This is a genomic window from Gilliamella sp. CG22, assembly GCF_046635725.1.
GTDB lineage: Bacteria > Pseudomonadota > Gammaproteobacteria > Enterobacterales > Orbaceae > Gilliamella > Gilliamella apicola_I.
This window is the reverse complement of record NZ_JBIDFK010000007.1, coordinates 39,390-57,957: the sequence shown is the minus strand read 5'-3', so window position 1 is coordinate 57,957 and position 18,568 is coordinate 39,390. Positions and strand designations below refer to the sequence as shown.

Genomic DNA, 18,568 nt, shown 5'->3' with positions numbered 1-18,568 from the left:
AAGTAAGATGATTAAAATATTTTGGTCTTCGTTTATAAAAATATTCTTTTACATGTTAATGCGACCGATGTGGTTATTATTACTTTTATCGGTTTCTTTGATGAGTTTAGTTTATATTAATGGCACTATTACAAATTTGCCGGTAGCAATTGTTGATCAAGATCATACGGCGACTAGTCGAAGCCTAATACGTTCTTTAAACACCAGTTCAAAGATTGAAGCCATTACTTATGAAAATTCATTACAAGCGTATGATGATATCAATAATCGTAAACTGTTTGCGGTATTTACTATTCCAAGAAATTTTGAAAAAAAGATCTTAAATGGTGAAGAAGTCACAATACCAGCCTATGGTGATGCTTCAAGTCGTTTAGCTAATGGTTTGATACAGGTGGATATTCGAGGAATCTATCAGCAAATATTAACTCAATATAATACACGGATTATGCGAAATGCTGGATTTGCCGATAAACAGATCGACATCATACTATCGCCAATTAAAGGTCAAACAGAACCGCTATACAATGCTGGCATAAGCTTTGCAGCCATCACTTTTCCTGGCTTATTAGTGATGTTATTGCAGCACTCATTTTTAATCGCTGCAACACGCACTAACATTACGTTAAACTCCTTGCCACAAGGAAAACCGCCAAAAATTGTAATTTTTGGTAGCTTATTTGGTTTATTACCAATCTGGCTTTTTTTATCCATCGTGCTTTTTGGATTATGGCCTTGGGTACTTGGTTATCGTCAGTTAGCTAGCCTTACTGAAATACTAATCATGACATTTCCACTATTACTTGGTGCTTTGGGTTTAAGTAAATTGTTGACTGAGTGTTTGCGCAAAACTGAAATGATATATCTGACATTGGCATTTTTGACGACGCCTGTGTTTTATCTATCCGGTACCATTTGGCCAATTGATGCTATGCCTCATTGGGTTCAATTTGTCTCATATTTATTGCCGTCAACATGGGCGACTAACATGATTGCAGGTGTGAATCAAATGGGACTTGGGCTAGCAGATAATTGGCACAATATATTGATGATACTCTTATTAGGTGCGATATACAGCATAATGGGCATTCTTATTGCTGCATTAAGAGAAGGTCGAATACGTAAATTTTTCAGAAAGAGAAAAGCGAAAATACAATCTAAACGGCAGTTGATTTAATCTTATTGAACTTTTTATTTATCAAACCGCTTCCAATAATTCGTTAATTGTCTTAGTAGTTAGGATGACAATTAACGAATGTTAAGTTGCGTAATGTATTACTAAAAAAGATTTTCATTATCAAAGTCGAATTATTCGTTTTTCCTGTTATGATATTTTGCTAATGTTTTAGATAGATATCTTGTGTTGTAGTGAATGAAATATTATCCATGGATTATTAGCCTACGCTTAAAAACGTTACCTCTTTCTTTATGTGCGATATTAGTCGGTAATGCGCTGGCTTATTGGCAACAACAATTTGATTATCGGATTATGTTATTATCTATTAGTACTGCCTCGTTGTTACAAATTCTGTCAAATTTAGCTAACGATTACGGTGATGCAGTTAAAGGAAGTGATAAATGTAATATAACCGCTCATACTCGTGGTATTCAATTGGGGTTAATCACATTAAAACAGTTAAAAATAGCGTTAATCATCAATATAATTTGTTGTATTTTATCCGGGCTATGTCTATTACACGTTGCTTGCAACAACCGATATGAATTATTCAGTTTTATATTATTAGGCTTGCTATCTATTATTGCTGCTATTACCTATACTATTGGCAACAAGCCTTATGGCTATAGTGGCTTTGGCGATTTATCCGTTTTAATATTTTTTGGGCTAGTTGGTGTAATAGGAAGTTACTACCTGCAAACAAAATCATTATCAAATTTAATTATTCTACCTGCTTTAGGTTGTGGATTGTTGTCAGTGGCCGTACTCAATATTAACAATTTACGTGATATTGATAGCGATCGAAATTGCCATAAGCGTACGTTAGTGGTGTTAATGGGACAAACCAAAGCTCGCTTTTATCATCTATTTCTAATTGTGACTGCATTTATTTTATTGGCACTTTTTGCTAGTCATCAGTTACATACCATTTGGCGGTGGTTATTTTTGATAACGCTACCGCTATTTATTTACCATATTTATGCTGTTTTTCGATTTAAGGTAGCTAAGGATGCTATCCCTTTATTATTACAGATGGTCAAACTTGCATTATTCACTAATTTACTTTATTGTTTGGGAATTATTTTGAACTAGCTCACGTTTATTTAAATTCGGTATCTTGTAACGCTATGTAAGCGTTATACTAGATAAACTAAAATATAAAGGCTAAAGGAGGCTTGGCAATGGAGTTTGATACTTCAATTCTTTGTGATTATTATCCGGAAGATGTTAACGTAGTAGAACCAATTTTCACTAATTTTGGTGGGGTTGCATCATTTTCAGGTCAAGCCGTAACAGTTAAATGTTTTGAAGATAACGGATTATTATACGAAATCTTGCAATCTAATGGTGCAGGTAAAATTCTAGTTATTGATGGCGGTGGATCGGTTCGTCGAGCATTGATTGATGCAGAACTGATTGATATTGCTGTTCAAAATCAGTGGGAAGGCATCATTGTTTATGGCGCGGTTCGACAAGTAGATTATCTGGCAGAAGCAGATATTGGTATTCAAGCGTTAGCGGCGATACCCGTAGGTGCAGAAGATCAAGGTATTGGCGAAGTAGACATTAGAGTCAATTTTGGGGGGGTGACCTTCTTTTCTGGTGATTTTGTTTATGCCGATAACACCGGAATTATTTTGTCGGAAATTGCCTTAGAAATCGACGAAGAATAGCTTATAACTTGTGTTCATCCGCTGATCTTAATCGGCGGATGTTTGATGTTAAAAATAGTATGGCTGTAAAATATAACTAAATTAAACCGTAACGTTACGAATATACCCACCTGTTACCGTCTTAATTAAACCAGCAAGCTCCATATCTAACAATTTAGTTGCCAAATCAGGAATCGATAAATTTAACTGTTGAGCAATAATATCAACCGGAATAGGTTGATGACGAATTAAAGCAAAAATTTCAGGATATAACATAGTTTCAACGGATTTTACAGGTTGCGACGTTAATGGCTTGGTAGTTGATAGATAATGAGAATAATGCTCTAAGATATCAGTTGGTTTTGTGACTAAATAGGCTCCTTGCTGAATTAAAGCATGCGTACCACGACTGTTTTCGTTATTAATTTCACCGGGTAAAGCAAATACATCTCGATTTTGTTCTAAGGCATAACGCGCAGTAATCAATGAGCCACTTTTTTCCGAAGCTTCAACCACAAAAGTACCCAGACTTAATCCGCTTATTATCCGGTTTCGTCTTGGAAAATATTCTGATCTTGCTGCTTCAAAGGGCAAAAATTCAGAAACTAAAGCGCCATTTTGCGCCAATATGTCATGGGCAAGTTTTAAGTTTGATCGTGGCGCAATTTTAGCTAGACCGCTACCTAAAACAGCTATAGTGTGTCCTGATACTTCAAGTGCGCCTCGATGACAAATTGCATCTAGTCCCAACGCTAAACCGCTAGTTACTGTTAAACCATTTATTGCCAATTCCCCCGCAAAATAGCGTCCCCATTGTGCACCATATTCACTAAATTGACGGCTACCGACCATGGCAATTTGAGGTGTTTGTAGTAACTGTTTATTCCCCATAACAAAAAGTAATAAAGGCGATGCGCTAATTTGTTTGAGTAGTGGTGGATAATCAGGATCACAATAGGTAATAAGCGTTTTAGGCATACCATCACTATTGAGCCAATTAAGCACAGGTTCAAAATGAAGGTATGAAATAGCCAAAAAGCGTTCTTGTTGCGTTTCATTCAATCCAAGCTTTTCGAGAAAAAATGCAACATTATTGATTGTATTTGGCATTCCATTTTTAAAAAACTGACTCATTTTTTTAAAAATGGCACGTTTTTCTTGTCCCAGCATTGAAATTCGTAATAAGAACTCATATTTACTCATCATTGTTTTATCATTTTATAAAAGTGTGGTTTCGTGAATTGGTGAGATATATTTTATCAATAGCTAACAAATGCTATTCACCAGCATCATAAATGTTTACAATGTATTTAAATCTGAAAAACCTGACAATTGAGGAGTAGATCGAAGAAATTATGGCTATTTTACCGGTATTACGTTTTCCTGATGAGCGATTACGCAAAGTTGCAAAACCAGTGACAGCATTTACACCCGAACTACAAACCATTATAGATAATATGATTGAGACCATGTATGAGCATAATGGTATTGGACTTGCCGCCACTCAAGTTAATGTGCATGAACAAATTATTGTCATTGATGTAACAGAAGATCGTAGCAATGTTTATGTAATCATTAACCCAGAAGTGATTAGCCAGGAGGGGGAGACAGGCATAGAAGAGGGTTGTTTATCCATTCCAGATTGTCGAGGATTTGTACCAAGAGCTGAAAAAATTAAGATTAAAGCGCTCGATCGTAATGGAAACCCTTACCAAATTGATGCCGATGAACTTCTTGCGATATGCATTCAACATGAAATGGATCATTTAAAAGGTAAGCTATTTGTTGACTATCTTTCTCCTTTAAAACGTCAACGAATCGAACAAAAAATGAAAAAAATGGCTCGAGAAGAGCTTAAAAGTAGATAAAAATAATGATAATTTATGTGGTAATTTAACTGAAGATACCGATTCAATTTGTTAAACTACCGCATAAATATTTTTTATTTTAACCAACCGTCAAAAGGTTTCTCTCCGAGAGTTTTATTACTTAGAACGATCTTTCATCTGTATAAATTACAATATGCAATAACTGTTTTATCGCCCCTTTTAGGATACTTTGCTTAAATTATTTAACCGGCTAATGCTATTAGCATTGTTGATATATATTCAAATATCTGTTCAAACACAAACTCGGCAAAAGCGGGTAACATCGACATTAAATATGTGAGCATGATTAACCCTAATAATAAGGTTAGGGGATAACCAATAACAAAAATAGATAGTTGAGGAGTCATTCTATTTAACAGCCCTAACGCCATATTGATAATTAACAACAAAGCCATTAAGGGTAATGCTAACATTATCCCATTAATAAATAGTAATCGGCTGATATCAATCAAAGTAAGAACGCCATTTGCTTTTAACGGCAAAGTTGTTATTGGAATGATGTCAAAACTATTGGCTAGTCCATACAATAACCATAAATGACAATCTAAACTAAGAAAAATTAACAAAGCGATGATATTGATGAAACGTGATAATACCGATGTAGATGGCCCACCAATAGGATCAAAAAACGTAGCCATACCTAGCCCCATTTGCATACCAATTAATTCACCAGCTACTCTCATGGTCATAAAGGCAAGTTGCATAGCAAGACCCATTAATACACCGATGATAACTTGCTGCGCAATCATCCAAATAGCCATTAATGAATAGAGTGTTACAGGCTCATCGGTCGGGGGTAATGGTAACAAAAGTGCAATGAGTAAAGCCAAACCAATTTTGACGCGGTTAGGTACTTCTTTTTCGCCAGTAATGGGAGCAACCATTACTAGTGCTAAAATACGTACAAACGGTAAAAACGAGTTTTTAACCCAAGAAAAAAAATCAATATCAAATAGATAATTAATATCAAATTCCATTAAATTTAGCTGGTTAGATTTGGAATGTTGGTAATAACAATTTTAATATAGTCAGTCATTGTCGATAGCATTGATGGCCCTAAAACAATTAAGACGACAATCACCGCTAAAATTTTAGGAATGAAAGATAAGGTCATTTCGTTAATTTGTGTTGCAGCTTGTAATAAACTAATAATCAAGCCGGTCACCAATGCAGCTAAAAGTAAAGGGCCAGCAAGTGAGGCTGCGACTTTGACAGCTTGAATGGCAAGCGTACTAATCGAATCAGGTGACATAATTTTCCTTAATTTAAGAATCTTGAGTTTATGTTTTTCAACTAAAAAAGCTCTGTGCCAGTGAACCTAGTAACAAATGCCAACCATCCGCTAAAACAAACAACATTAATTTGAATGGTAGAGATACGGTTGCAGGTGGTACCATCATCATGCCTAATGCCATTAACGTACTTGCAACAACTAAATCAATGACCAAAAAGGGAATAAAAATCGTAAAACCAATTTGGAAGGCTGTTTTTAATTCACTGACGACAAAGGCAGGTACTAGTACATTCAATGGCACTTGTTCTCGTGTTTCAACTTCGTTGACATGAGACATATTCATAAATAAGGCAAGATCATTTTCCCGTGTTTGGCTTAGCATAAATTCGCGTAATGGTTTTGCAGCTGTTGTTAAGCCTTCTTGCATCGTGATTTGATTTTGTGAATAAGGAATATAAGCATCTTGATAAATTTTATCGATCACCGGTGACATAATAAAAAATGTCATAAATAGTGCAATGCCCAAAATAACTTGGTTGGGTGGGGCTGATTGCGTGCCAAGCGCATTGCGTAATAATCCCAATACAATGATGATTCGGGTAAAACTGGTCATCAAAAGTAAAATAGCAGGTATAAACGTGAGTAACGTTAAAAATACCAATGTTTCAACAGGTAATGACCAACTATGTTCACCATTTTGTATTGTTTCAGTCATAAATGGGAGTGATGAAGGATCAGCAAAACAAAATCGGCTAAAAAACAATAAGCTTAATAATTTCGTTAGCAATATAAAAATTTTTAACCGCACAAGGCATCACTCCTTTTTCGTTTTTAACGCTGATTGCAAGATTTGCTTGAACACATTGTTATCAGCTGATTTAGCAACGGGTGTTGATTGTGATAATAATTTTTCGGCACGTTGTTCATCAATGGTATGTAGCAACGTCATATGATGCGAAGTGATACCGACAACCAATAATTGCTTATCCACCTCAACTAACATGATTCGTTCTTTTGGACTAATGCAATGCGTTGCTTTAACATCAATAAATGCATTACGTTTCTTATTATGACCCAGACGTTTAACTATCCAACCTAACAATAGAATCATAAAAATGACACCAATTAGCGCCGTGCCAATTGATGTGCCCATTTGACTGTAAAGATTTAATTCAGATGATGACGATACAGTATTGCTCGTGATAGTTTGGGTACTTGAGGTTGAGATCTTCGTCATATTTTTTAGGTTTATCGCCATTAACGGCTCAGTCTGCGCACACGCTCGGAAGGAGTAATAATATCGGTAATACGGACACCGTAATTATCACCAACAACGACAATTTCGCCTTGAGCAATTAAATAACCATTGATCAAAATATCTAAAGGTTCGCCAGCAAGTCCGTCGAGCGCAATCACTGATCCTTGAGTAAGATTGAGTAAATCTTTGATTGTCATTTTAGTTCGACCAAGTTCGACACTTAAATGAACAGGAATATCTAAAATAAGATTGATATCTTGTTTTTTATCTTCTGTATGATTAGGTGAAAGTGTTTCAAAAATGGCTTCTTTGGCGATGAGTTCATCATTGAGCGTATCATTCGCTTGGTTTTCGTCATTATTTTGTTTGTTATCAGTCATTGAATTCCCCTTCATTCAATTGTTCTAATACAGGATTAATTACTTGTTCTACTTGAATAGCATATTGTTTATGGGTTTTTCCATAGTGACCTTTTAATATAGGTACACCCCCGACAGTAACATCAAGAAGAGTTGGTTTTTCGATTACTAAAATATTATCTACTTTGAGCGCAAGTAGTTTGTCTACTGTTGTTTGAATTGTCGTAAAGTTAGCAACTAACTCGACGGTAGATTGTTTGATGCCACTGGTTAAAGAACTCATCCAAATGTTATCATCTTGATGCGTTTGTTGCTCAATGGGTGGTTTTATCAGTAACTCTTTAATGGGTTCAACCATTGAATAAGGAATACAGATACTGAATGTTGTTTTAGAATTACCAATTTCAACTTTAAAGTTTGATGTTAAAACGACATCATCCGGTGAACTTGTGATATTGGTGAATTTGCTCTGTATTTCTGAACGAATGTATTCAGTTTCAATTGAATATATATCTGTCCAGGCATTTTGATAAAACGTTAACGCTAGTTCGAGTACGCGTTTAATAATTTGCTGTTCGGTATGGGTAAATTCCCGTTCTTCTGTATCGAGTTGCGAAGCATGGCCATCACCACCAAATAAAGTATCAACCACGGTATAAACAATCTCAGGCGAAAACGCAAATAAGCTTGAACCTCGCAATGGATTGAGGTGCACAAGATTTAAATGGTTAGCCGCTGAAATCTGTGAAAACTCTTTAAAAGTTTGAGGTTCAATCGGTGAGGCAATGACATCCGTATTTCGTCTTAATAAGTTAAATAAACCTATTCTAAATTGACGAGCAAAGCGCTCATTCACAATTTCTAACGCAGTTAAACGTTCAGGAATAAAACTATGTTTGACAGATAAATCATAAGGTTTAACTTCAATTTTTTTTGATGATATATGATTGTCAGGATCTTTCTTATTTGTTGTCATTGGTTTGTCTTCAGACGGTGGTAAGCTATCAGAAGACTTATTCATATTGGGCGTAGGCGCTTGCTTATCCGGCATGATAATCACCGTATGATAAAATCGGTAAACAATACTTCATCAACCTTCACTGAATGTTTAGGATCGTATTGTCTGGATAGAGCGACTTTTATTTGTTCTTGTAAATCGATCTTGCCTGTCTCTTGCTTTAAGTTATTCACATATTGTTTAGAGGTTAACAGCAATACATCGCTTCTGACTTCTGGTAAATACTCTAAAAGTACTGATTTTTGTTCTTCATCTGCCACGCGTAATACCATACCAACATAAAGAATTTTATTAATTTCAGCACTATCTTCTGAAGTTGGTAATGAAATTGTAAATGGTTTTAGTGTTAAAAATACCGGTGATAAAACAGGTGGCTCTTCTTTAGCTTTAATTGTATTTTTAGACTGATTTTGGAACCATAAATAGGCAGTTGTTGCTAATGCTAACATTGTAATGATAATAAGTATTAGGTTTAAAATACTCACTTTTTTCTTGGAAGTTGGCATGTTTATTCTTATCTCAGTTAAAATTTGGAAAAATAATAACCAATTGAATGGTTAAAAATACAAGAATAATAGATCAAGCTGACAGAATTGATTTGAAGAATAGGCGATAAAAATATCACCTATTCAGCCTTTTTATTTGCTCATCATTTAAAAAAATAAATGCAATGCCTTACTCAGCTTTACGCAAATATACTCAACCCCGATTTTGCCAAATGGTGACTAACCTGACTAGGTTGATGAATTTCCTCAATGACATTTGAATGTGCGATTATTGGTGTTTGACGATTCTTTGATTGTTGATATTGCGCCGACTGATCAGCATCGTTCATCATTGAAAAGTCACTAATATCGGCTTGCTCTAGTGTGATACCTTGCTCTTCAAGCGAACTTTTCAAATAGGGTAAGGCAGATTCTAAAACGCTTTTGACTACGGCATGAGCAGCCATCATATGCAAGTTCATTTTATCTTCCAACATATCCAATTTTATATGTAATGAACCTAGCTCTTGAGGATTAAGTTTAATATTCGCCGTTTGAATCCCTTGCCGGTTAAACATGATGATCTGCTCAGTCAGTGATGACGGCCATTGTTGATTTGTGACTGCGACAGGCAAGTTTATCGACGTAGTGATTTTTGCAGGCGTCAACATTACTCCTGTTGGATCTTGTCCATGCGACGATGTGGTTATTGCTGTCTCTTGATGGATAGTCATATCGCTTGTGAACTGCTGTATCGAAACATGACGTTGTTGGTTTTGTAATTCTGCTCTAGCATTATTCAACGGAAAACAATTATTTGCGACGGCTGATAATTGACGATTTGAACTCTTTTTCAAAGTGGCTATTTCAGTGTTATTTAAGTTCGCACTAAAATGATGTGGGTTACTTCCCTTTATTGCCATATTGTTTTGCAATGAACGTTCATCGATTATTGCTTCACGCTCATCAAGGCTATTAACGGGTAATCGTTGCTCGTCATCAGTGATGTCTGATGCGAAAGAATTTAATCTATTGATTGCACTATTAAGATGATATGAAAGATGACTTGCCGGTAATTTGTCACGCATTTCCGATTGAATCATACTGGTATCATAAGGGAAAACAGGGAAGATTAATCCATCAAGACTATTGTTTTGATCATCAAATTCACATCCCTCATAGTCAATTTGATTTAGGTTATTTGGCTGTTCTGGATGCGATAACGGCTTTTCATTGTCAGCCAATAACTGCTGAAAAAGATTCGCATCATTCACATTAGCTTCCTCATCAAGTTGTTTAGATAGATTCGTTGATATTAATTGCATATCACTATTTAAATTAATATTCATGTAATACTCTCCTTGATAACTGTTGCTGGGCAAATTCATCCGTCATTTTTTGCTGTATTCGATTTTGAAGTTGTAATTGCTTTTTGTGCTGTTTTTCTAATAACGTGGTATAGGTATTCAAACTTTTATTGGATTGATTAAGTTCGTTGGTTATCTGTTGTTGTTTAATCGCTAATGTGAGTAGCAATTTTTTTTGTTGTTCGATACCTTGCTCAATATTGGCTATAAATGCGGTAAAATTAGTTAATTCGCATCCTTTAATACCATTCGATAAAGCGCTATTTAATTGCTGTTGATATTCAGCGTAATAATCATTAAGTACCTTAAGTTGTGATTGTGCTTGTTGATGACTTTCGTTTGCTTTTTTTAATCGAATTAAACTATCATCAATCGATTTTTGTGCTAACTGTTTTAAGGTTAAAAAAGCATGTTGTGTCGAATTTTTATTGTTCATGATACTTCCTTACGATCCCATGGTGTTAGGATCAACAATTGCAACTAGCTGTTGATAGGCTTCTTGATAACTACAATATTCATTAATCCCTTGCTGTAAAAAGGTTTGTATAGCCGGAAATAGCGTAATTGCTTTATCTAATAAATGATCAGTACCGGCGACATAAGCACCAACATTGATTAAATCACGATTACGTTGAAAGCTCGAAAACAGTTGTTTGAACAGACGTGATTTTTTCTCATCTTCAGGCGCGGTGAGATCCGTCATAACACGGCTAATGGAGGCTTCTATATCAATAGCTGGATAATGACCCGATTCAGCAAGTGAGCGTGAAAGTACGATGTGCCCGTCTAAAATAGCCCGGGCTGAATCAGCAATCGGATCTTGTTGATCATCTCCTTCGGTTAAAACGGTATAAAATGCGGTAATCGCGCCTTTACCATGATTATCATTACCGGCTCTTTCAACCAGAGCGGGTAATTTAGCAAATACTGAAGGGGGATAACCTTTCGTCGCTGGTGGCTCACCGATAGCTAAGGCAATTTCACGCTGTGCCATTGCATAGCGAGTGAGCGAATCCATAATTAAAAGGACATTTAATCCTTGTTCACGAAAAGATTCCGCAATTTTGGTGGCGTAAGTCGCCCCTTGTAAACGTAATAATGGTGATACATCCGCAGGCGCTGCTACCACGACAGCGCGTGACAGTCCTTCTTCGCCTAAAATATTTTCGATAAAGTCTTTAACTTCTCGTCCCCGTTCGCCGATTAAACCAACGACAATAACATCTGCTTGGGTGTAGCGTGCCATCATACCGAGTAACACACTTTTACCGACGCCCGAACCGGCAAATAACCCCATTCGCTGTCCTTGCCCAACGGTGAGTAGAGCATTGATTGCTCTAACCCCTACATCGAGCACTTGATGAATGGGCATACGTTGTAATGGATTGAGTGTTTTACTCGATAAGCCTTGATACTCGACATTTTCCGGTAAGGGTTTTCCGTCTAACGGTTTTCCCATTGCGTCAACAACTCGCCCCAATAACGTCATACCAACCGGTAATAATTTGTGACTAAAATGGGCTAAATCGTATTGTGCGGTGTACACTCTTGCGCCCAGTAAAATACCGTCAGTGGATTCGAATGGCATTAGGTAAAGTGTATGTGCATTAAACCCTACCACTTCGCATTCAACGGCATCGATATGACCTTGGCACTGTCTTTCAATATAACAGTTGGAGCCTAATGGTAATTTTAATCCGACTGCTTCAAGGACTAGCCCAGACGCTTTTACTAATCGACCATAATGACGAATCAATGATAAATCTTTAAGCTGGTTTGTTGCTTGAAGGAGTTTGGTTGACCATTGACTTGAGTATCGCACGTTAATGGTTCTCGCCTTGTAAGTGATCAGACATCATTTGCCAATGTTGATTAATATTGCTATTCACTTCGTTGGTATCTGTCAATAATTTACATCCGCCTTCTTCAACATTTGCATCAGCAATAAATTGCCATTGGTGTGGATTAATATCATCATTTAACATCGGTTCTAACCAGCGTAAATCAGCAGGGTTAAGGTGTAATACGATTGGATCAGATAACATAGAACATTGTTCAACTAATTGATTAATCGTGTGCATTAATTGCTTTTGTTTAACTTTAGATAGGCTACCAACCGTTTTTTGTGCTGCAACTAATGCCAAATCAAATAATTGAGGCACAATTAATTCGTCAATCTCTTTAATGGATTGCTCAAAATTGTTGATTAAGTGTGTGATAGCTTGAACAGCTTGCTTTTTTTCATCATCAAGTTGTTGTTCAATCTGTTCACGACCTTGCTGTTGACCAACTAAATATCCTTGGTCATACCCAGATTGTTTGCCATTCTCAAAGCCCTCTTTATGACCTTGTTCGAATCCTTCTTGATAGGCTTGTGATTTTGCTTCTTGCTTTAACAGTTCTAACTCTTCTTCACTGATAGAGGGAGCCGGTACAACATCTATGTGTTCTGGCTCAGGCTCACTTTCTACTTCGTCAACCTGAGTAGCCATAGATTGTTGCGTTAATGGTGAAAAGTCTGATGACGATAAATCCTGAAAACAGAGCGGTTCCCAGCTTAATTTATCTGAACTATTACACATATTCGTCATCACCGCTACTTAAGATAACTTCACCGGTTTCAGCTAAACGACGCGCAATAACCAAGATTTTCTTCTGCTCCGTTTCCACTTGTGATAAGCGCACCGGCGGTCTGTTTTCAAGATCTTCACGTAAAATAGAGGCTGCGCGTTGTGACATGTTGCTAAGTAACTTATCACGTAATGCAATTGATGCACCTTTTAAGGCAATAATGAGCGTCTCGTTATCGACATCTTTAAGTAGACGTTGGATGCTTCTATCATCCACTTCAACCAGATTTTCAAACAAGAACATTTCATCAATAATTTTCTGTGCAAGTTCATTGTCGTAATCGCGTAATGCGTTGATAACCAACTCTTCTTGTTGGCTCTTCATTAAGTTAATGATTTCGGCTGCGGTTCTGATTCCGCCTAAGTTATTAAGTTTAATATTTTGTCCGTGTAATAATGTTGATAATGACGTAGATAATAATCGGAGTGCTGAAGGTTCAACACCACCAAAGGTGGCAATACGTAACATTACATCATTACGTAAATCGTCATCAAATAGATTAAGAATTTCCGCCGCTAAATCTCGGTGTAAATGGACTAAAATAGTGGCAATAATTTGTGGATGTTCTTTTTTAACCAAATCAACAGCTCGAGCAGCATCAACAAAATTAAGCATTTCAAGACCGTCGGTGGCTTCTTCAATATCTTTTCCTAACAGCTCATCGAGTAAACGACCAGCTTTTTCACTACCAATAGATTTTTCTAATACTGAACGTAAGTAGCCATTGGTATCTGTATTAAGTACCGCACACTCTTCTAGTGTTTTTTGGCATTCATTAAGAATACCTTTTAACTGTTCTTGTGAAAGCTGTGGCAAAGACATCATCGCACTACTGATTTGTTGCACCTCTTTAGGATTGAGATATTGCATCACTTGTGCAGCGATTTCTTCACCTAACACCATTAAAACTGTTGCGGCTTTTTGTGATTCATTTAAATTCATTCGTTGCTGTCCTCTTTACTGATCCAGCTGCGAATAATTAACGCCATAACACGTGGATCCTTCTCAACAATTTTACGGATGTACTGCTGTTGTTGCATATTATCTTCAAATATCTTCTGCTGTTGTTTACTGTGCGCTTTGTAATCTAATTTTTCATCAATACTTGTTTGGGTATCTAATGTATTATCTGGTGTACTAAAGTATTGTCGTTGTAACTTCATCCAAACATTACGTAATACTTTGCGCCAAATTATCCACGCAATGAAAATATAGATCAGATATTTAATGCCTGTTTTAGTGTTTTCATAAAATTGGTGAGTTTCCCAAAATGCCAATCCGTCATTTTCATCATCAAGTTGATCACTAAATTTTAAATTAGCTACAGTTAAGGTATCGCCGCGTAAATCGGAATATCCCATTGCTTGACGAGCTAACGCTTCAATATTTTTTAGCTCTTCATTATCCAGTTTGACCCATTGTGGCGTATTGTTGTTGGCTTCATTTGGTTTTTCGTCTGTTTCAGATGTTGCAGACACATTATTCACATCGGAATCTGAATGATTAGCATCTGGATCGACATATTTATAATTGACTAACACGGCAACCGATAAACGTTTGATTCTGCCTTCGGGTATCTTACTGTGAACTACTTGCCGGTTAACTTCGTAATTTAAAGTGTTATTTGACTGTAAATTATAGATTTTTTGTTTATCATCTTGTTCTTTTGATTCAGGTTGTTCATCAATTGATGCACTTGCGGTTGGCGTAGGTTGATTAGATAGTGCACCGGGCACGCCGCCTATGCCCGCATTATTACCCACTTGCCGATTTTCGATTCGCTGTTTACTGCGAATAGTTTGGTTAGCGATATCACTATTTGGATCAAAGGTTTCCGATGTCGTTTCTTGTCGACTAAAGTCAATATCAGCATTGACTTGTACCATGACATTTTTTTTACCTAAAATCGGAATAATAATTTTTTCCACACGCTCACGAACGCTATTTTCAATGCGTTCACTAAATTCTAAATGAGCAACATTAAATGTTTTATCACGATAATTTTCACCCGTAAGTAAATTACCATGCTGATCGATAATGGTAACTTTATCGGCTTGTAATTCAGGTACACTACTTGAAATAAGGTGAATAATGGCATCAATTTGACGTTGTGATAGACTACGACCAGGTAATAAGGTTAATGCGACAGAAGCTGAAGGAAATTTTCGTTCTCTGACAAATAATGAGGGTTTAGGCATAGCTAAATGCACTCTGGCATCATCAATACTACTAATGATTGAAATTGTTCGGGATAGTTCACCTTCTAAAGCACGTTGATAATAGATCTGCTCGTTAAATTGGCTCATCCCAAAACTTTCTTTATCAAGCAATTCAAAGCCAACGGCGCCCCCTTTTGGTAATCCAAGTTGAGCAATGCGTAAACGCGTATCGTAAACTTTTTCTTCAGGAATTAAGATGGTTGAACCAGATGATGTGAATTTATAAGGAATATTCATCTTATCCAATTGACTAATGATTTCACCGCCATCTTTGTCGCTTACATTACTAAACAAAACCCCATAATCGTCATTTTTCATCCATAAGTAAGTCATACTTAAGATGGCTAATATCACCACGCCGGCAATAAGTAGCAGCATTTTTGGATTTTGTTTTAATTGATTGATAAAAGGTAACTTATTTAATATTGATTCGCCTTTTTTACCGACAGTTTGGCTAGTCATAAATATCCTAATTCTAAACTAATTAGATGAATTCTAGAGTTTATTATCTGTGTATTTAGAAAAATCAATAGCTAAAAAAGAAAAGGATTTTCCCCTTACTTGTGGCATTTAAATTTTTTGTTGTATGGTAAATTGAGGATTAGTTGAGCAATTTAAATAAGATTAAAATTTTAACCACATGAATACTTTAAATAATTTTGATAATAGCGTTCTCTCATCGATAAAATCCCCCAATCTGCTTGAAAAGAAACAATCAATTTCCAATCAATCCGGTTTTGCCACTGAACTAAAAATGGCGTTGGATTCTATTAGCCAAACGCAAATACAGGCTCAAAATCAAGCAAAAGCGTTTGAACTGGGTGAACCCAATATTGCCTTAAATGAAGTTATGGTGAATATGCAAAAATCGACGGTTTCACTTCAATTTGGTATTCAAGTTCGTAACAAACTTGTTGCGGCTTATCAAGAAATCATGAATATGAATGTTTAAGATGCATTAAACATTGATATAAGTGCAAGATCGTTAATGTCTAGTCATTATTTTCAATCTTGCACTTAGCAAATATTTAATAAATTTATCTGTTAAATTAAGTTAGCGACGTGTTGGTAATTTTCAATTTTACTCTGTTGACGGACTTTTTCTCCGATTAATTCCCCTAATTCAGCATGCCGTGTGGTAACTAATTGGCTGATTTGCTGTTGATAACTTAAGATATTTTGAATATACATTCGTACTCTATCTTTACATTGCGTGGGAACGTGTTCGGTAGTTAAGGTACCGTCAAGTTCTATAATATTTTCAGATAATTGTGAGTATTGATTTTGCCAACTCAGTAACGTATTCCAATCTTCCTTATGTGCGCTGATTAACATTTGTTCTGTCACATAATCAAGTTGTTCATAGTGTTTTAATAATGTTGTTCCTTTCATAACCATCTCTTTTTTATTTTGCAATTTCACGCCAAGATTCAGCAATATTGTTGAGTAGGTCAAAACAGTTTTGTAGCTTATCTTGATCGTTATATAAATTAGCCAGTACTAATTGTTGGCTGATATAGTGATACAAGCGCTCTAAATTTTCGGCAATTTCGCCTCCTTTTTCTAAATCTAAACAGCTTTTTAGTCCGTTATCAACGATATTGATTGCTTTTGATATCGCCATTCCTTTACCTGCTATGTTTCCTTTTTGAATGTATAATTTGGCAAGTTTGATCGCATTTAGTGCGCCATCATAGAGCAATACGATCAATTGATGTGGTGAGGCTTGGCTCACACATGTTTCTAAATTAACTTGCTCATAAGCTTGAGATCCTAATTTATACATTGTTGTTAATCCTTATTTTTTCATGTTTGCCATCATTTCGAATTGGGTTGTTAAATAATTACTCATACTGTCTAATGAACTAATTAAAACATCTAATTTAGTAAATTGGACTCGATAGCGTTCGACGGTTTGCTCAATTGAATTGTTCACTTGTTCATATCGTTTATCTAACGATTTCAATGTTGAATTTAATCCTGTGGTGGCTGAATCAATCATGCCTTCACTATCTATAAATCCACTGACTTTATTAAATACTTCATTAGCAATACCGGTGGTCTCACCGTCACCGGTAAATAACGTAGCAACAGCATCACTATTTTCACTTAGCGCTTTTTTTAATTGATTTTCATTGATAGTAAGTGAACCTTTGTTATCCATGTTAACGCCAATTTGGGCAAGAACAGAAAACTCACCTGATTGACCCTTAGCAAAGATTGAACGAATACTTTGATCGATATTACGTAGTGTAGAATCACCAATTAGTGGGCCATTATTGTTGCTTAACTCGTCAGAATTGGTCTCTTTAGCGGTAAATTGAGTCAGGCTTGAAATGGTTGATTGTAATTGATTAAATGCCTCAACCCATTCTTTTATTGCCGTTTCTGCTTTTTCATTATCAGCAGTAATAGCTAAATTTTGACTGGTCGTGGTGGTTGCTTTTAAGGTGATATCAACACCTTCAATCACTTCTTTAATGGTATTTGAAGCACTTGTTATAGCAACACCATTAAATGTTAATTTAGCATCTTGCGCTTTAGCAACTTCTACCATATTACTTGTGTCGGGTTGCTGATGATTAAATCCAATAATCTTATTGAGTTTTTCATCGTCCGACGAAATTGACGTAATGGCTTGTTGTTCACCAGTTTCTTTCGATGTGATAACTAATTGATAACTATCTGAACCACTGCGAACAATCGCTGCACTCATGGTTGAATGACTAGTTGTCCCATCTTCATTAACCACTTTGGCATTATTAATGGCGTTGGCAATGGATTCTAATGATGTTTCGTCCTTAGACAGGTTAACTTCAAGTTTTTGACCATTAGCTTGTTCAATGGTAATGGTTCTTGTTTCATTGTCATTACCTAAATTAGTATTCTTATCATTAATGGCTGATGTTGCAATACTGTGTGAAGTCGCCAACTGATCAACAGTCACCGCATAATTACCCAATGCCGCTTTATTATTGACTGTTGTGGTAAAATAATTGTCATTACCTGCTGATGCTCGACTATAAAAAAGTTCTTTTTTTTGTAGTTTTTCAGTCGCAGAATTAAACGAGCTCAACGCATTTTTTAACTTACCGAAGCCACTGATTTTGGCATTAATCGCTTTTTGTTGAGCGGTGATCGGGGTTAAACGTGTTTTTTCAACGGATTCTAATTGACTTAATACTTCATTAAGATCGATACCAGAACCAATCCCTAAAATGCTCATTGCCATAATTTTTTGCCCTTATTTAATCACTATTTATCAACCATAACTTATCTAGC

General features: G+C 36.0%; 22 protein-coding genes. 5 read left to right on the top strand and 17 right to left on the bottom strand.

Annotation, left to right across the window (positions count from 1 at the left end; translation table 11 throughout):
* Positions 1–10 precede the first annotated feature (10 nt).
* The 3 genes from ACGH46_RS07830 to rraA all read left to right on the top strand — a co-directional run bounded on the left by ACGH46_RS07830 (position 11) and on the right by rraA (position 2,847).
* Positions 11–1,174, top strand: coding sequence for an ABC transporter permease (locus ACGH46_RS07830; RefSeq protein ID WP_411605198.1), 1,164 nt, complete (start codon positions 11–13; stop codon positions 1,172–1,174).
* Positions 1,175–1,369: 195 nt separating this feature from the next.
* On the top strand, positions 1,370–2,266 hold the full coding sequence (locus ACGH46_RS07825; RefSeq protein ID WP_267349975.1) for a 1,4-dihydroxy-2-naphthoate polyprenyltransferase: 897 nt from the start codon (positions 1,370–1,372) through the stop codon (positions 2,264–2,266).
* Between the two features lie 89 nt (positions 2,267–2,355).
* A complete protein-coding gene (gene rraA, locus ACGH46_RS07820; RefSeq protein ID WP_065558104.1) occupies positions 2,356–2,847 on the top strand; it encodes a ribonuclease E activity regulator RraA in 492 nt (163 codons plus the stop codon).
* Positions 2,848–2,928: 81 nt separating this feature from the next.
* Here the strand turns inward: rraA and dprA are convergent, their stop codons facing one another.
* A complete protein-coding gene (gene dprA / locus ACGH46_RS07815; protein ID WP_411605165.1) occupies positions 2,929–4,032 on the bottom strand; it encodes a DNA-processing protein DprA in 1,104 nt (367 codons plus the stop codon).
* A 149-nt stretch (positions 4,033–4,181) separates the two neighbouring features.
* Here dprA and def point away from each other — a divergent pair, with 149 nt between their 5' ends.
* Entirely contained in the window at positions 4,182–4,694 is a 513-nt protein-coding gene (gene def, locus ACGH46_RS07810) for a peptide deformylase (protein ID WP_267349971.1), read from the top strand.
* Positions 4,695–4,897: 203 nt separating this feature from the next.
* Here the strand turns inward: def and fliR are convergent, their stop codons facing one another.
* From fliR to fliF, 13 genes are all read right to left on the bottom strand, one after another.
* Positions 4,898–5,692 (bottom strand): flagellar biosynthetic protein FliR, encoded by a 795-nt coding sequence (gene fliR, locus ACGH46_RS07805; RefSeq protein ID WP_411605164.1) that lies wholly within the window; start codon positions 5,690–5,692, stop codon positions 4,898–4,900.
* 5 nt (positions 5,693–5,697) lie between these two features.
* The gene (fliQ, locus tag ACGH46_RS07800; protein WP_065558107.1) at positions 5,698–5,967 is read right to left on the bottom strand and encodes a flagellar biosynthesis protein FliQ; all 270 of its coding nucleotides are present in this window, start codon (positions 5,965–5,967) and stop codon (positions 5,698–5,700) included.
* A gap of 37 nt (positions 5,968–6,004) precedes the next feature.
* Positions 6,005–6,757, bottom strand: a complete 753-nt coding sequence (gene fliP / locus ACGH46_RS07795; protein WP_411605161.1) for a flagellar type III secretion system pore protein FliP — start codon at positions 6,755–6,757, stop codon at positions 6,005–6,007.
* A gap of 6 nt (positions 6,758–6,763) precedes the next feature.
* Positions 6,764–7,207: a flagellar biosynthetic protein FliO gene (gene fliO, locus ACGH46_RS07790; protein WP_411605159.1), complete on the bottom strand. Its 444-nt coding sequence runs from the start codon at positions 7,205–7,207 to the stop codon at positions 6,764–6,766.
* On the bottom strand, positions 7,207–7,587 hold the full coding sequence (gene fliN, locus ACGH46_RS07785; protein ID WP_267360979.1) for a flagellar motor switch protein FliN: 381 nt from the start codon (positions 7,585–7,587) through the stop codon (positions 7,207–7,209). Before fliN ends, fliO begins: the two co-directional genes overlap by 1 nt.
* The gene (gene fliM, locus ACGH46_RS07780; RefSeq protein ID WP_267349963.1) at positions 7,580–8,617 is read right to left on the bottom strand and encodes a flagellar motor switch protein FliM; all 1,038 of its coding nucleotides are present in this window, start codon (positions 8,615–8,617) and stop codon (positions 7,580–7,582) included. The genes fliN and fliM overlap by 8 nt, the downstream gene beginning before the upstream one ends.
* Positions 8,618–8,622: 5 nt before the next feature.
* On the bottom strand, positions 8,623–9,090 hold the full coding sequence (locus ACGH46_RS07775) for a flagellar basal body-associated FliL family protein (RefSeq protein ID WP_411605156.1): 468 nt from the start codon (positions 9,088–9,090) through the stop codon (positions 8,623–8,625).
* Between the two features lie 179 nt (positions 9,091–9,269).
* Complete coding sequence (locus ACGH46_RS07770; protein ID WP_411605154.1) at positions 9,270–10,418, bottom strand: flagellar hook-length control protein FliK; 1,149 nt, start codon at positions 10,416–10,418, stop codon at positions 9,270–9,272.
* On the bottom strand, positions 10,408–10,872 hold the full coding sequence (gene fliJ, locus ACGH46_RS07765; RefSeq protein WP_267349957.1) for a flagellar export protein FliJ: 465 nt from the start codon (positions 10,870–10,872) through the stop codon (positions 10,408–10,410). Before fliJ ends, ACGH46_RS07770 begins: the two co-directional genes overlap by 11 nt.
* Before the next feature lie 9 nt (positions 10,873–10,881).
* The gene (gene fliI / locus ACGH46_RS07760; protein ID WP_411605151.1) at positions 10,882–12,258 is read right to left on the bottom strand and encodes a flagellar protein export ATPase FliI; all 1,377 of its coding nucleotides are present in this window, start codon (positions 12,256–12,258) and stop codon (positions 10,882–10,884) included.
* Between the two features lies 1 nt (position 12,259).
* Positions 12,260–13,027: a flagellar assembly protein FliH gene (locus tag ACGH46_RS07755; protein WP_267378486.1), complete on the bottom strand. Its 768-nt coding sequence runs from the start codon at positions 13,025–13,027 to the stop codon at positions 12,260–12,262.
* Positions 13,011–14,009 (bottom strand): flagellar motor switch protein FliG, encoded by a 999-nt coding sequence (gene fliG / locus ACGH46_RS07750; protein WP_220216119.1) that lies wholly within the window; start codon positions 14,007–14,009, stop codon positions 13,011–13,013. The genes ACGH46_RS07755 and fliG overlap by 17 nt, the downstream gene beginning before the upstream one ends.
* Complete coding sequence (gene fliF / locus ACGH46_RS07745) at positions 14,006–15,748, bottom strand: flagellar basal-body MS-ring/collar protein FliF (RefSeq protein WP_411605148.1); 1,743 nt, start codon at positions 15,746–15,748, stop codon at positions 14,006–14,008. The genes fliG and fliF overlap by 4 nt, the downstream gene beginning before the upstream one ends.
* A 178-nt stretch (positions 15,749–15,926) precedes the next feature.
* On the opposite strand from fliF, the gene fliE reads away from it, so the two are divergent.
* A complete protein-coding gene (gene fliE, locus ACGH46_RS07740; protein WP_267378490.1) occupies positions 15,927–16,238 on the top strand; it encodes a flagellar hook-basal body complex protein FliE in 312 nt (103 codons plus the stop codon).
* A 92-nt stretch (positions 16,239–16,330) separates the two neighbouring features.
* Here the strand turns inward: fliE and fliT are convergent, their stop codons facing one another.
* Genes fliT through fliD form a run of 3 tightly spaced genes read right to left on the bottom strand, consistent with a single transcriptional unit; the run spans position 16,331 to position 18,518 of the window.
* A complete protein-coding gene (gene fliT / locus ACGH46_RS07735) occupies positions 16,331–16,678 on the bottom strand; it encodes a flagellar protein FliT (RefSeq protein ID WP_267349948.1) in 348 nt (115 codons plus the stop codon).
* A 13-nt stretch (positions 16,679–16,691) separates the two neighbouring features.
* A complete protein-coding gene (gene fliS, locus ACGH46_RS07730; protein WP_065558120.1) occupies positions 16,692–17,072 on the bottom strand; it encodes a flagellar export chaperone FliS in 381 nt (126 codons plus the stop codon).
* 12 nt (positions 17,073–17,084) lie between these two features.
* Positions 17,085–18,518 (bottom strand): flagellar filament capping protein FliD, encoded by a 1,434-nt coding sequence (fliD, locus tag ACGH46_RS07725; RefSeq protein WP_411590463.1) that lies wholly within the window; start codon positions 18,516–18,518, stop codon positions 17,085–17,087.
* Between the last annotated feature and the right edge of the window lie 50 nt (positions 18,519–18,568).

What these genes read in the sequence shown, in the direction of transcription:
- fliS (WP_065558120.1), bottom strand. Translation starts at nt 17,072, where the DNA reads ATGTATAAATTAGGATCTCAAGCTTATGAGCAAGTTAATTTAGAAACA.
- dprA (WP_411605165.1), bottom strand. Translation starts at nt 4,032, where the DNA reads ATGATGAGTAAATATGAGTTCTTATTACGAATTTCAATGCTGGGACAA.
- fliQ (WP_065558107.1), bottom strand. Translation starts at nt 5,967, where the DNA reads ATGTCACCTGATTCGATTAGTACGCTTGCCATTCAAGCTGTCAAAGTC.
- fliE (WP_267378490.1), top strand. Translation starts at nt 15,927, where the DNA reads ATGAATACTTTAAATAATTTTGATAATAGCGTTCTCTCATCGATAAAA.
- ACGH46_RS07755 (WP_267378486.1), bottom strand. Translation starts at nt 13,027, where the DNA reads ATGACGAATATGTGTAATAGTTCAGATAAATTAAGCTGGGAACCGCTC.
- fliN (WP_267360979.1), bottom strand. Translation starts at nt 7,587, where the DNA reads ATGACTGATAACAAACAAAATAATGACGAAAACCAAGCGAATGATACG.
- fliG (WP_220216119.1), bottom strand. Translation starts at nt 14,009, where the DNA reads ATGAATTTAAATGAATCACAAAAAGCCGCAACAGTTTTAATGGTGTTA.
- fliD (WP_411590463.1), bottom strand. Translation starts at nt 18,518, where the DNA reads ATGGCAATGAGCATTTTAGGGATTGGTTCTGGTATCGATCTTAATGAA.
- fliR (WP_411605164.1), bottom strand. Translation starts at nt 5,692, where the DNA reads ATGGAATTTGATATTAATTATCTATTTGATATTGATTTTTTTTCTTGG.
- fliJ (WP_267349957.1), bottom strand. Translation starts at nt 10,872, where the DNA reads ATGAACAATAAAAATTCGACACAACATGCTTTTTTAACCTTAAAACAG.
- def (WP_267349971.1), top strand. Translation starts at nt 4,182, where the DNA reads ATGGCTATTTTACCGGTATTACGTTTTCCTGATGAGCGATTACGCAAA.
- fliO (WP_411605159.1), bottom strand. Translation starts at nt 7,207, where the DNA reads ATGGCGATAAACCTAAAAAATATGACGAAGATCTCAACCTCAAGTACC.
- fliM (WP_267349963.1), bottom strand. Translation starts at nt 8,617, where the DNA reads ATGCCGGATAAGCAAGCGCCTACGCCCAATATGAATAAGTCTTCTGAT.
- ACGH46_RS07825 (WP_267349975.1), top strand. Translation starts at nt 1,370, where the DNA reads ATGAAATATTATCCATGGATTATTAGCCTACGCTTAAAAACGTTACCT.
- fliF (WP_411605148.1), bottom strand. Translation starts at nt 15,748, where the DNA reads ATGACTAGCCAAACTGTCGGTAAAAAAGGCGAATCAATATTAAATAAG.
- ACGH46_RS07775 (WP_411605156.1), bottom strand. Translation starts at nt 9,090, where the DNA reads ATGCCAACTTCCAAGAAAAAAGTGAGTATTTTAAACCTAATACTTATT.
- fliT (WP_267349948.1), bottom strand. Translation starts at nt 16,678, where the DNA reads ATGAAAGGAACAACATTATTAAAACACTATGAACAACTTGATTATGTG.
- rraA (WP_065558104.1), top strand. Translation starts at nt 2,356, where the DNA reads ATGGAGTTTGATACTTCAATTCTTTGTGATTATTATCCGGAAGATGTT.
- ACGH46_RS07770 (WP_411605154.1), bottom strand. Translation starts at nt 10,418, where the DNA reads ATGAATATTAATTTAAATAGTGATATGCAATTAATATCAACGAATCTA.